General features: G+C 34.0%; 10 protein-coding genes and 1 tRNA gene. 4 read left to right on the plus strand and 7 right to left on the minus strand.

All coding sequences use genetic code 11. The features are described from left to right. Positions 1-62: 62 nt before the first annotated feature. The 3 genes from DKK70_RS10155 to DKK70_RS10165 all read right to left on the minus strand — a co-directional run bounded on the left by DKK70_RS10155 (position 63) and on the right by DKK70_RS10165 (position 2,668). Positions 63-1,469, minus strand: coding sequence for a replicative DNA helicase (locus DKK70_RS10155; protein ID WP_110433895.1), 1,407 nt, complete (start codon positions 1,467-1,469; stop codon positions 63-65). Next, positions 1,466-2,242, minus strand: coding sequence for a DNA replication protein (locus DKK70_RS10160; protein WP_146210869.1), 777 nt, complete (start codon positions 2,240-2,242; stop codon positions 1,466-1,468). The genes DKK70_RS10155 and DKK70_RS10160 overlap by 4 nt, the downstream gene beginning before the upstream one ends. A gap of 222 nt (positions 2,243-2,464) precedes the next feature. Further along, positions 2,465-2,668: a helix-turn-helix domain-containing protein gene (locus DKK70_RS10165; RefSeq protein ID WP_110433897.1), complete on the minus strand. Its 204-nt coding sequence runs from the start codon at positions 2,666-2,668 to the stop codon at positions 2,465-2,467. 112 nt (positions 2,669-2,780) lie between these two features. On the opposite strand from DKK70_RS10165, the gene DKK70_RS10170 reads away from it, so the two are divergent. The 4 genes from DKK70_RS10170 (at position 2,781) to DKK70_RS10185 (ending at position 6,084) form a co-directional block, all read left to right on the plus strand. Beyond that, on the plus strand, positions 2,781-3,425 hold the full coding sequence (locus tag DKK70_RS10170; protein ID WP_110433898.1) for a LexA family protein: 645 nt from the start codon (positions 2,781-2,783) through the stop codon (positions 3,423-3,425). 117 nt (positions 3,426-3,542) lie between these two features. Beyond that, positions 3,543-4,304: a HipA family kinase gene (locus tag DKK70_RS10175; protein ID WP_110433899.1), complete on the plus strand. Its 762-nt coding sequence runs from the start codon at positions 3,543-3,545 to the stop codon at positions 4,302-4,304. After that, positions 4,297-5,172: a hypothetical protein gene (locus DKK70_RS10180; protein WP_110433900.1), complete on the plus strand. Its 876-nt coding sequence runs from the start codon at positions 4,297-4,299 to the stop codon at positions 5,170-5,172. The genes DKK70_RS10175 and DKK70_RS10180 overlap by 8 nt, the downstream gene beginning before the upstream one ends. Before the next feature lie 639 nt (positions 5,173-5,811). Next, complete coding sequence (locus DKK70_RS10185; RefSeq protein WP_110433901.1) at positions 5,812-6,084, plus strand: hypothetical protein; 273 nt, start codon at positions 5,812-5,814, stop codon at positions 6,082-6,084. Between the two features lie 1,437 nt (positions 6,085-7,521). Here the strand turns inward: DKK70_RS10185 and DKK70_RS10190 are convergent. From DKK70_RS10190 to dusA, 4 genes are all read right to left on the minus strand, one after another. After that, on the minus strand, positions 7,522-7,965 hold the full coding sequence (locus tag DKK70_RS10190) for a hypothetical protein (protein WP_110433902.1): 444 nt from the start codon (positions 7,963-7,965) through the stop codon (positions 7,522-7,524). Between the two features lie 818 nt (positions 7,966-8,783). Beyond that, a tRNA-Arg gene (locus tag DKK70_RS10195) sits at positions 8,784-8,860 on the minus strand. A 581-nt stretch (positions 8,861-9,441) separates the two neighbouring features. Beyond that, positions 9,442-11,457 carry a DNA helicase Rep gene (rep, locus tag DKK70_RS10200; protein ID WP_110433903.1) on the minus strand — a complete coding sequence of 672 codons (2,016 nt, stop codon included), beginning with the start codon at positions 11,455-11,457 and terminating at the stop codon, positions 9,442-9,444. A gap of 97 nt (positions 11,458-11,554) precedes the next feature. Beyond that, on the minus strand, positions 11,555-12,481 hold the full coding sequence (dusA, locus tag DKK70_RS10205; RefSeq protein ID WP_110434112.1) for a tRNA dihydrouridine(20/20a) synthase DusA: 927 nt from the start codon (positions 12,479-12,481) through the stop codon (positions 11,555-11,557). Positions 12,482-12,544: the final 63 nt, after the last annotated feature.

Consider the following 12,544-nt stretch of genomic DNA (forward strand, 5'->3'; position numbering starts at 1 on the left):
GTGGATGTCTTGGCAGAGATCACGCTATTTTGTTTAGTAGGCGATTCTGACCTGAGCGGTGATTAACTAGCTCTGGCATATTTACGCTCTTTTTTTACTGGCTCAGGGTTTGATTGTGCGTATGCTTCAGCTTGATTTATCTCATAAATTCGAGCATGTTTAATTCCAGCATATACAGTAAAATTACCGATACCATGGCGATTCAACGCCACGATGATCTCCATTAGGTTTTTATTTGCCAGATCGTTGTAAACCGAATCACGATAAATACCGAGCCAATAATCACAATCCTGTTCAATTTGTCCGGTATCTCGGCTATCGCTTGGTACAGGTCGTTTATCGGCTCGCGATTCAAGATTACGGTTTAGTTGTGTTAATAAAACAACTACACAATTTAATTCTTTAGCCAGCGCTTTAAGCCCTTTAGTTATCGCGGCATAAGCTAAATCATTACGTTGTTCATCACCTTTCTCTTTATCCATCAGCGTGAGGTAATCCACCATGATCATGCCAATCTGTCCTTTAGCTTTTGCTATTCTTCTTGATTCAGATCGAATGTGTGATAGCGTAATTGCCGGTGTATCATCAATATAAATATTATCCGTATCAGTTAACGCTTTAAGATGACCTATAACTCGAGCAAACTCTTTATTAGTAGCTAAACCATCGTCATAAAAAATATCGCTATTTACACCAGATTCCTGTGCCAAAATGTTTTCGAGCATTTGTTCGTCTTGCATTTCAAGTGAGAACATAAGTACAGGTAACTTTTCAATCATCGCACAATGGCGAGCCATATTGATTTCAAACGTGGTTTTACCCATTTTAGGACGAGCACCTACAACCAATAGTGAACCTCTTAATAATCCTTTTGGCGCAAGTTTTTCGTCTAATGCTTTAATCCCAGTTGACAAGCCTCTGGCGTTATCCGAATTAACCAATCGTTTTTCCAGTGTCGCTTTCCATTTTTCACCAATACTTGTGAGTGATTTAAGCCCTAGCGTTTTACCGGTTTTGTTATAGTCGTCAATTTGCGTAAATAACAATTGAATGGCTGATAACTTCTCGTTAGTTGATAAATTGGATTTTTCAAAAATCATTGCGCTGCAATCATTTAATTTTTTTAAAGTGTAACGTTCGACCGCTTTATCACGAACAATTCCAGCATAGGCGATAACATTTACCATTGATGGGGTGTTTTTCGCTAGCTCTGCCAAATAAGCGAAACCACCACATTCTTTCAAGGTGCCTTTGGCCTCCATACTGTCTGATACGGTAATTAGATCAACAGGATGATTCTTTCTGTTTAGTTCGATAATCTGATTAAAAATTATCTGATGATGCCTACTATAGAATGAATCTACTTTTAACTGGCGGATCGCCTTTTGGCAGCGTTCTGAATCGAAGTCCAACATCATCGTACCTAGTACTGCTTGCTCTGCGACTAAATCGTGAGGAGTAATATTCATAACGAGCCCTCGATAAATTTTAAATATGTCGTTGTTTTTACAATGTAATCAAAATCAGCACGCCATCCTCTATCATTTTCACCAAAATAAAAACGGTTGGCTTTTTCAGCGAAGTCATAAAAATAATTTGCTAGGTTCTGAAAAGTCGGAGCATCAAATTCTTTGAGTAATTTTTTAACGGCGTTTTTTCTTGCTGTGGTCATTTTTACAACTTTAGGTAATTTATCTTCCACTGCGTCGTTATATGCATCAATAATTAGATCAAAATCAATAATATGGTTCTTTTTAGGATTACGCTTGTCATCGCAAGATGACCTGTTATTATTTGTAGTAATTTCTGTAGTAATCTCTTGATCTAACGAACTTGATTTTGTCGCCATCACGGCATCTACAATGTTGAGTTCGGGTTGCATACTTTTTATATCCCGTGATAACTCAATCATAGATTTGGCGAAATCACTTAAAACTTTATTCACTGTTTCATTATCAATTTTGTAATACGTTTTATGGACCAAGCGCTTTTCAGTGACAATTAACACACCTCTATCACTAAGTTTTTTTATTGCCGTTCGCTGTTCGTTATGGCTTAGACCGGTTTCATCTTCTAATTCATCACGCGTTTTATATACACCTAACTCAGAAGTTGCTTTATCCTGCCAATAAAATAATTGTGAAAATAGAATGGCAGAACTAACTCCGCCTAAAGGTTTAGCTAACTTGGGATAATAGGCAATGGGTTTGCCCATGGTTAGAAGATACTCTGTTGCTTTCAATTTACACCTCTCATCGAATACTTAGCGTATTGAACACCGTTTTCGCCAATCAAACGGCTATTAAGTTAAATCCAGTTTTTTAAGGTCGTAAAAACGAACGCCTTATCCTCAGCAAACGCAGAAATTCAATAACTGATTGGATTAATAATTCTGCGCTGCAAATGAGTTAACAGCCGTTTGTACTGATTTTGTATATTAGGTTTTTAACGTATTTTTGCTTGCCTAATGCTCAGCAGTTCCGTAATACAACCACTCAACCGAGCAATTCAGCGCTTTAGCTATCTCTACAATATTTCTTGGCTTTTCAATATGTCCAGCTTCTAAATCACTAATTGACTGTTGTTTCATTCCGACTAATTCAGCCAATGAGGCTTGGCTAATATTAAGTTCGATGCGTTTATTTTTAACTCGTTCCCCTATTGTCATTTGGACCTCAATATATTTTACAGTTATAACTGTATTAAATAACAGTTTATTCTGTTTGTCAATTACAGATTTATCTGTATTATTTTAATAATCATCAAAGAGGATTTTTAAAATGAACAATCTCGGTCAAAGAATTAGAGCCAGACGCGAAGAATTGGGATTAACTCAAGAACAAGTTGCGCAACAAGTAGGAATTAAACAACAATCCTATCAAGCTATAGAAAGTGGTAGTGTTAAAAAACCTCGCCATTTATACGAAATTTCAGTCGCTTTACAATGTGATATGGCGTGGCTATTAAGCGGTAAAGATAAAGATGTAAAAAATGTAGAAGTTATAGACTTTAAAACTTATCAAGTTCCATTAATAAGCTATGTACAGGCAGGATTATGGACAGAGTCATGTGAACTTAGAGATTCAACTGGATTTGAGTATATTATGACATCATTAGAATTATCAGATGAAGCATTTGCATTAAAGATTAAAGGCGATTCAATGGAACCTGAGTTTAAAGAAGGTGATGTGGTTATTATTGATCCTGCTATTAAACCAATGCCAGGTGAATTTGTTGTAGCGGTAAATGGTGAAGAGGACGCTACGTTTAAAAAATATCGGGAATTAGGACATGATGAACACGAAAGAATGCAATTCGAGCTTATCCCGCTTAATCCTGACTACACAACGATGAGTTCGTTAAAACAACAGATTAGAGTAATTGGTACTATGGTTGAGCATCGGATATTTAGAAGGAAAAGGTAACAAGTTTAAATTGTAAGTTAAACAATTTGATTATGATGTGAATTATGCATAAATAACTGCTATGGTGGCCATTAAAAAATAACAATTCAAATTCAGCTGCATAAGGAATAATATTTAATGACAGATAACATGGTTAAGATAGGAAGAATCATTAGTGATTCAGAACCAATCGGAGAAGGAATAAACGATTCTTTTAGATGTGTTGCTTGCTGTGGTGATGAAGAATATCCTGTAATTGCTAAATATTTAAAAACTATTGAAATTATTAAAGAGTTAATATGTTCAATTTTAGGCAGAACACTAAATCTACCTATTCCTGAACCAATCTTGTTATTAGATAGTAAAGATGTTTTATGCTTTGGTTCCATTGATATCGGTTACCCTAATCTTTATCATTTTTTGAATTCCAAAGATCCCTTTTATTTAGAATTTCATTCAGTAATAAAAAACTGGGATGATATTGAAAGCGCTGCATTTTTTGATGAATTTATCATAAATGCTGATAGGCATTCAGGAAATTTATTATTTAATGGTAAAAATATAATGATGATTGATCATGGTCTATCAATTCCATCAGATGAGGTTAATCCAGAATTCTCGGATAATTGGAATAATATATTATTCAAACATCTCCTTTGTAACTTTGTTGGACTAAACTGTAATCATCAATTAGACAAAAATGAATTATGTAACAGACTTAACAATTGGTGCAAAGAGATTACAGGCAATGCACTTATAGATAAAGTTGCGGATAAAATACCTCTTGATGAATCAAGAAAAAGTGAGTTATTATCGTTTCTCAAGAAACGAAGTAAATTTATTGCCAATATAATAAATAATAAAATCACTCCACCTCAGATGGATTTTGTAAATGATTGATAGTATAAAATTATTATCTACATTACCCAAACTACCTAGCTATAAAGCTGCATGGGCGCCTATTTATTTTGAACCTATTATGGGTTCTGGTGAAAGATTGACTGTTGCTGTAGTTGCAATTGCCGAAAATGGTGAATTTAAAATAAATCAATCAATACGACAAGATGTTGTAAAGGCAATGTATGGCAGTAAATCAGAACAATTTAATTCATTGATTGAGTTGATAATATCGAATCTTACGCTACATTTAAGTAAAATTAAAAATTTAGAGAATTGGTGTCCTCCAATGCAAGGCGTAACTTTAGGTAAAATAAAACAAACTTACTCTACAGATATAACTGGAGTTCTTAGACAAGCTGTAATGCTATCTGCTAGCATGTCATCATTAGACTTCTACTCAAATGATGAAGAAAACGAACAATATTCGTCAGATAACACATGGTCAAAATTGGTAAAAGATGCAGTTCTAGTTAAACACGCACATTTTTCTCATTACTTTAATCAACAATTTAAAGTAACAAAAGAAGCCAGAGCTGCAAAAATCTTTTTCTTGAGCGACCGCTCAGCCATCAACACTGAAAGATTACGACCAAGTAATATTTCTACTGATTTAGATAAAAGTAAAGCTAGATTACTAGATCTATTTGCCGTAAAAGATCATGAAGATTTCTTTCAAAGACAAACTCATGAACTCATTGTTTACAGACCTTATGATGATGAACCCATATACAGTAAACCGCAAATAAAAAGAATGAAAGACGCTTTTTTAACTCTTGAAGAGATAGGAGATAAACACTCAATTATCGTTACCTCTGTTCATACTGTTCAAGAAGCATTAAAAAGAATAGTGGGTGCCGAATTAAATTAAATAGAAAATGAAAAAATTTTCAAATAGCTCTTTGTAGAGCTTTTTTTATCTTTACAAAATACAAAAAAACCAACATCTAATCAAAAAAACACCTCACCCAATAAAATACAGTTTTAATACAGTTTAAACTGTTTACTTTAAACAGTTTCATCTGTATAATCATTTCATCAAAACAAATCAACTCATCAAAAACTGGCATGACTAGAAGTTTTCAATCCGGTGATATGATTTGTAGTAGAAATATATGAATATACTACAGTTTTGATAGCAAATCGGATGTACGAGGTAATCACTCTCGGCCTTTCGAGAAGCTTGTTAAATATAAATCGTTTAGGAAACAGATTGCTAATAAGTATTCAAATCAAAAACTAGTATAAAAGTGGACTTTTGTTGAGTGGATTAATAACAACAGGTGAGACAACAGTTTCTACATCCATTTGTCGCAGTAATCGGGCTTTATTCGAGGTAATCATGACTAATAAGGATTTTGTCAAAATAAAAACTAAAGATAGGTTTCACAATGACTATCAACTAACTGATAGTGAAGTTAAGTTTGCCCTATTTTGTACCGCGATGGTTTTATTGAGTGTCATATTGGGCCTATTTTATATGACTTTATCGGTAACAACGAGGTGATTTATGTCGTTACAAAGAGCGGTAGAAAATCATTACCAAAGAGCATATTGCAAAATGATGAATGATGCTGAAATGCAAGATGCTCGTGATAGTTGGATTGAAGATCGTGCAGAAGAGCTAATCAGAAATTTCGGTAATGACAATGATTGGCAAATTGTTGAACTACTAAAAATCAAGCTAGAAAGTAAAACTATTGATAATGATATCTATAACCAATTTATTGTTGATATCTGCTATTCACAGGCTAAGTATCAATTCGAGACTAACTACAAATGAGCACTGGCATTTATTACGCCATATCTCATAAAAATTATCACTACGGTAAAAACCTCAGCAAATCACAACTAGGTAGTATAAAAGGATGTCCTGACTCTAGCTGTAAGTAAATTACCCTGTTAATACCAATAAGATAACAATATAAAACTTAAGCTTGGATGTTGCTTGCTGATTATCAGAAACCGATGAATTGCCAGAGGACTTTTCAGTTAGTCGATCAATAAATAGATTAATTAAAATGGCCAAAGAAAAATACACTGAAGTAGTCAATCACCTAGCATTACAAAACAAATTTATAGAAAATCATAACATTAGTGAAACTAATTAACTTAGTCAAGATTAACAATCAACGCTCATAATGTACCCTATACACATAAGTTCGGAGCATATGGCAAAAATTCCATAATGATAATTAATCTGACATCAGCACTAGCAAGGCGAATATACAGAGATTTTAGCTACTATAGTGCAATGCTTGCTATTAGATTTAGAATCCAATGTAACGCTAAACAAGTTTATTATCCTTTGGTCGTGATATATTTAAAGAAGGTAAATCAAACGTTCAATTGATTATTAGTTATCGAGAGATGATTAACTTAGCCAGGCAATTAATTCGATTAAATAGTATATCAGTTAGAATGATCAGCAAGTGGCAATTTTCATTATCAATATGGCTTAACTCAAGATGTAAAACTCCAACCAAAAGCCGATGAGTTATCCTTAACTATTTTTGGTTTATGCGGTTGGACGATTTAAAATAAAGGTCTCCTATTTAGAATGATAACATTGAATCACATTGAATCAATGCACAAGCAAACTAAGACTTGAGATAATAATCTACGCAAAACTCAGCGAAAAGAAATGACTAGAAAAAGTTAATAGAAAGCAATTTAAATATCAACCGGTTGTGGTAGCAATAGAAATACAACAATCGGTTATTTTCAATAAGAAAGCCGAAACTGAAATTGGCCAACATAATGCAATGATTTTAGATGCTACTTTTGTGTAGTTGCAACATAAAAAGAGAGTAACTTAGAGCAATTAATCCAATTACATTGATGGGTAATAATGAAAAGAAATAAAAAAATTAACTGTGATTTAGAATAGCAAAAATATAGTAAGCTTAAGTACGACTGTTATACAAAGATATAGGAATAGGCTAAAACTTCTTGTTTAAATTATCGAATGATTGGAAATAAGGCGAAAGGATTCTTTCAATACATTAAGAAAGGTGACCAAATAACTGTTAACGCTGACAACATCAAGGAAGAAGGGAAAGTGATATCGGTAAACGACTATAGCCTTCAATCATAGTTGAGTAAATTCAGTTAGCGAAGAAATTTAAACAAAATAGACAAATAGAGCAACAATCACAATCTAAAATAACTGAATCATCAAAGAATTTTATGATGATATTTTAGAGTTACTAAAGAATTCTTATTTTAAATCATTTTTTAACATCGCTAAACATTCGTTATTGTCGATAGTAATAGAAAATAAATATTTACCATTTTCTTCACTATACATGTATTCAAAAATTGCACCTTGAGATATTACTTTTTTGGTGTCTTCTTTAGTACAAAGTTGATTTCTTATATTTATAAAAAGCCTTTTCTTATCAAAATCTAATTCTTTATCTTCGATATCAAGATTAACAATTGTCATTTTGTAAACTAACTTATTTTTATGCGCAATAGTTGTATTTAAAATAGTGAACTGATCTAACGGATATGGAGTCTTTTTATTTATCTCTTTTGAAAGAGAAAGCAATCCATTTTCAATGCCTCTTTTATTAAACAGATCAAATTGATCTACAAAAAAGAAAACGGCTACCGAAAAAATAATAACCGCTAACCAATATCTGATTTTTTCAAACTTCATAAGAATTCTCAATTCACGACTATGAGTAGTAACTATAGCATATAAAAAATAATGCTATTAATTTAATTGTCTTGTCCGATTAATTTAAATTACTTTATAACGTTGTCTATTCAATGTGTATCGCTATTATCAGAAGCAAAAAACAAAACTAACGATCATTTAGACCGTTTGGTTAATAAACATAATTAGATGAGTACTTTCCTATAAGTCGCTCACCTAAAAAAGTTTAAAGTTAGGTAACTCATAAAAAACTTGCTTAACCGTGATCGCGTAAAATTATCATTTAAATAAATAGATGCTAGTACTTTCTTCACAAAGCCAACAGTAAGCTAGCTAAACCAAATTTTATTTAAGATATAGAGAATGACTGATTAAAAAATAGCAATAGCTAATGATAATATAACAAAAATAACCATATAAGATTATTACCATTAAACGATAAGATGGTTGCATTATTGAAAACAACAGGTTAATTAGTAAAACCTATATTTTGTTAATTTAAAAAGCAATTCACTTAAACATCTCGGCTGTTAAATATTTAAATAATCTACTGAATAAGGCATCATTAATGACTCTATGCTTTTTGACTTGGGCACAGATGAAAAACTTTATATGTTGAGAGAAGAAAGGCTTTATTAACCTTAAAAGAATTAAGTGGCAGGCAACACAATACCCTTAGAAATTATGGAAAAATAACCCATTTGAATGCCTACAGTTAAGCCTATTTTCAACTAGTTTACAATTGGTCACAAGATGAAAAAAAAATAATTAGTAATTAGACTTATTGATAGTAACTAAATGATAATAATAGAATTTAATGGCGTCCCCTACAGGATTCGAACCTGTGACCTACGGCTTAGAAGGCCGTTGCTCTATCCAGCTGAGCTAAGGAGACAAAGATTGGATTTATTAAATAATCGTTGTGTATTATATAAAGCTATTTTGATCCGTCAATGCTTTTTAATGGTTTATTCATCTATATAGACAAAATATCGTCAATTTAACGAGATAATCCAGTTGAGATTAAAGTTCATAACCATAAATACCATACTAATTAATAATGGGAAATTATTTATTTTTACCTCATCCCCCCCTATTGCTCCACTTTTTTACAATTTGGATTAAATAAATTTTAGTAGCAATAAGACAAATTGAGATAAATCCGATTTTACGATTTATTACTTTTATAATCTTTTTTAGGATAAATTTGCTGCTTTTCATAACCGCAAAAACCTCATTCGTCAATTTTTTCTATTTATCTAAATTTAATTGGATTTAGAAGGAGTAAGACAAATTAGAATGAATGCGATTTTTCGATTTATCATTTTTCATAGGTTTTTTAAGATAAATTTAGTATTTTTTATAATATCAAAAACCGCGTTCCTCATCGCAACAACCTCGGTCCTCGATTGTTGTGAATTATGGCCTAGTCGGGTAAGTGAATCCCCGCTTGATAATATTTAATATGTCGATAAGTTATTTGGCGTTAGCGATTTGCGCTTTTAGCATAGCTAAGCGGCTTTGGCCTTGTTGCATTTTTTTCTCGGGTGATAATTCATTACGTTGATCTTGCCAAACTAAATCATCTTGTGGTAGTTCGAGTAAAAATCGACTTGGTTCAACATAAACGGTTTCACCAAATTGTTTTCTTTGGCGGCTAAATGAAAAGGTTAACTCTTGTTGAGCCCGGGTGATACCGACATAAGCAAGTCGTCGCTCCTCTTCAATGTTATCTTCATCGATACTTGTTTGATGCGGTAATAACCCCTCTGACATGCCAACCAGATAAACATACGGAAATTCAAGGCCTTTTGAGGCATGCAAGGTCATTAATTGCACCTGATCGAGCTCCTCTTCTGTTTTATTACGTTCTAACATATCGCGTAACGTAAATCTGGCTACAGCCTGTTCTAGCGTCAATGCTTCATCGATTTCGTCACCCTGTAACATTTCTTGTAACCAGGTCACTAATTGTTCAACGTTTCGCATTCGCATCTGTCCCGCGGTGGGTGATGTTGACGTTTCATAGATCCAACTTTCATAGTGCATGCCATGTAGTAGCTCATGTATAGTTTCCATTGGCTCAGTGTGTGATTTTTCAATAAGAGAATCGAACCAGTGAATAAAAGTATGCAATGTTTCTAAACGTTTACCGGAGAGTAATTCCGTTAATCCCATATCATGGCTTGCATGATATAGGCTCACTCCACGCTGATTGGCCCATTCACCTAATTTTTGGATAGTTGCCGGCCCTATTTCGCGTTTTGGCGTATTGATAATGCGGATGAACGCGTTATCATCATCTGGATTGGTTAATAACCGGAGATAGGCCATTAGATCTTTAATTTCAATGCGCGCAAAGAAGGATGTTCCTCCGGAAATTCGATAAGGAATTCGATATTGCATAAGCATTTTTTCAATTAAGCGAGATTGGTGATTTCCTCGATATAAAATAGCATATTGACCATATTGGCTATTATTGGCAAAGCGATGACCGATCAGATCATTAACCACCTTTTCAGCTTCGTGCTCTTCGTTATCGGCAGAGATCACTTTTAAATGTTCACCATAACCCAACTCTGAAAACAATTTTTTTTCAAAGATATGCGGGTTGTTTTCAATTAAAATATTGGCAACTTTTAGTATTCTTCCTGATGAACGATAATTTTGTTCTAACTTAATCACTTCTAGCTTCGGAAAGTCCTGTTTTAGTAAGATTAAATTTTTGGGACGGGCCCCCCGCCAGGAGTAAATTGACTGATCATCATCACCAACCACCGTAAATTTAGCTCGGCTTCCTACCAATAATTTAATAAATTCATACTGACTGGTATTGGTATCTTGATATTCATCCACGAGTAGATAGCGAATACGGTTTTGCCATTTTTCTCTAACTTCTTCATTAGTTTTCAGTAATAAGGTGGGTAATAAAATCAGATCATCAAAATCTAAAATACTACAAGCTTTAAGTTGTTTTTCGTAAAGTTGATAGCAGTGGGCAAATAATTTTTCTTTATTGGTTTGTGCTCGAGCCATCGCTATAGTTGAATCGATAATATCATTCTTCCAATTTGAGATGGTAGCGCGTAATTGGTTAATAAGGTCTTTGTCACCTTCAAACCATTGTTGAGTGAGTTCCTTAAGCAGAGCAAATTGGTCATGATCATCAAATAGTGAAAAATTAGATTTTATTCCCAGATGTTTATATTCGCGGCGAACAATATCTAAACCTAACGTATGAAAAGTGGAAATTTTCAGCCCTCTGGCCTCTTGTTTGCTTAACGAATGGGCAATACGTTCTTTCATTTCTCGCGCAGCTTTATTTGTAAAAGTCACGGCAACAATATGACGAGGCAAATACTCCTTAACTCGAATGAGATAAGCGATTTTATTAATGATTACCCGAGTTTTGCCCGAACCCGCACCAGCCAATACCAGGCAAGGCCCCGAGACATACTCCACTGCTTGTTGTTGGCTTGAATTTAAACGCACAGAAAATGAACCCTAAGTAAAATTGTTCGCTAGTATATACTGATTTATCCATCATGTTCAATCAGAGGTAGTAGCATTAAAAATAAAAACTCGAGCTCTATTGAATGAAAGTCAACGCTTGTTCAACAACTTCAATTCCTGCCCCTGGTTTATGTGCATTTTCACTAAGGTAACGTCGCCACTGTTTTGCCCCTTTTCTACCATTAAAGATACCTAGGGTATGTCGCATAATATGATTAAGCTGTCCGCCTTGACTAAGTTGCGTTTCGATATAAGGATAAAGTGCTTGTATTGCCGCAATCGGATCAATAATTGGCGTATCATCGCCAAAGATTTGCTGATCAATCTGGGTTAAAAGCATCGGATTTTGGTAAGCTTCTCGCCCTACCATCACACCATCAACATAATTTAAATGCTGTTTGATCTCTTCAATGGTTTTAATGCCACCATTTATGGCAATAGTTAACTGCGGATAATCACGCTTTAGTTGATAAACTCGTTCATAATCAAGAGGAGGCACTTCTCGATTCTCTTTAGGGCTGAGTCCTGAAAGCCATGCTTTGCGAGCATGCACAATAAATGTTGCGGTATATGGCATGACTTTTTCAATAAATTCACATAAAAATGCATAACTATCTTGGTTATCAATACCAATGCGTGTTTTTACCGTCACAGGTATATTGACCTCTTGTTGCATAGCTGCAACACAATTAGCCACTAAATCAGCTTTAGCCATTAAACAAGCACCAAACATACCATTTTGAACACGATCCGATGGACACCCCACATTAAGATTAATCTCAGCATATCCTCGTTGCTCAGCTAAATTTGCACATTTAGCCAATGCAATGGGATCACTGCCACCTAATTGTAAACTCACTGGCTGTTCCTGACTATTAAAAGCAAGATAATCGCCTTTACCATACAAAATTGCGCCGGTAGTGACCATTTCGGTATAGAGTAAGGTTTGTTTGGTCAATATACGATGAAAATAACGACAATGTCTGTCAGTCCAATCGAGCATGGGAGCAATAGAAAAGCGGTTTAATGTGGATTTTGTATACAAATTCACCTCGACATACCTTGA

This window comes from Gilliamella apicola (genome assembly GCF_003202655.1).
Lineage (GTDB): Bacteria > Pseudomonadota > Gammaproteobacteria > Enterobacterales > Orbaceae > Gilliamella > Gilliamella apicola_R.

Coding starts and splice junctions, on each gene's coding strand:
- DKK70_RS10155 (WP_110433895.1), bottom strand. CDS start 1,469: ATGAATATTACTCCTCACGATTTAGTCGCAGAGCAAGCAGTACTAGGT.
- DKK70_RS10165 (WP_110433897.1), bottom strand. CDS start 2,668: ATGACAATAGGGGAACGAGTTAAAAATAAACGCATCGAACTTAATATT.
- DKK70_RS10170 (WP_110433898.1), top strand. CDS start 2,781: ATGAACAATCTCGGTCAAAGAATTAGAGCCAGACGCGAAGAATTGGGA.
- DKK70_RS10175 (WP_110433899.1), top strand. CDS start 3,543: ATGACAGATAACATGGTTAAGATAGGAAGAATCATTAGTGATTCAGAA.
- DKK70_RS10180 (WP_110433900.1), top strand. CDS start 4,297: ATGATTGATAGTATAAAATTATTATCTACATTACCCAAACTACCTAGC.
- DKK70_RS10185 (WP_110433901.1), top strand. CDS start 5,812: ATGTCGTTACAAAGAGCGGTAGAAAATCATTACCAAAGAGCATATTGC.
- DKK70_RS10190 (WP_110433902.1), bottom strand. CDS start 7,965: ATGAAGTTTGAAAAAATCAGATATTGGTTAGCGGTTATTATTTTTTCG.
- dusA (WP_110434112.1), bottom strand. CDS start 12,481: ATGCTCGATTGGACTGACAGACATTGTCGTTATTTTCATCGTATATTG.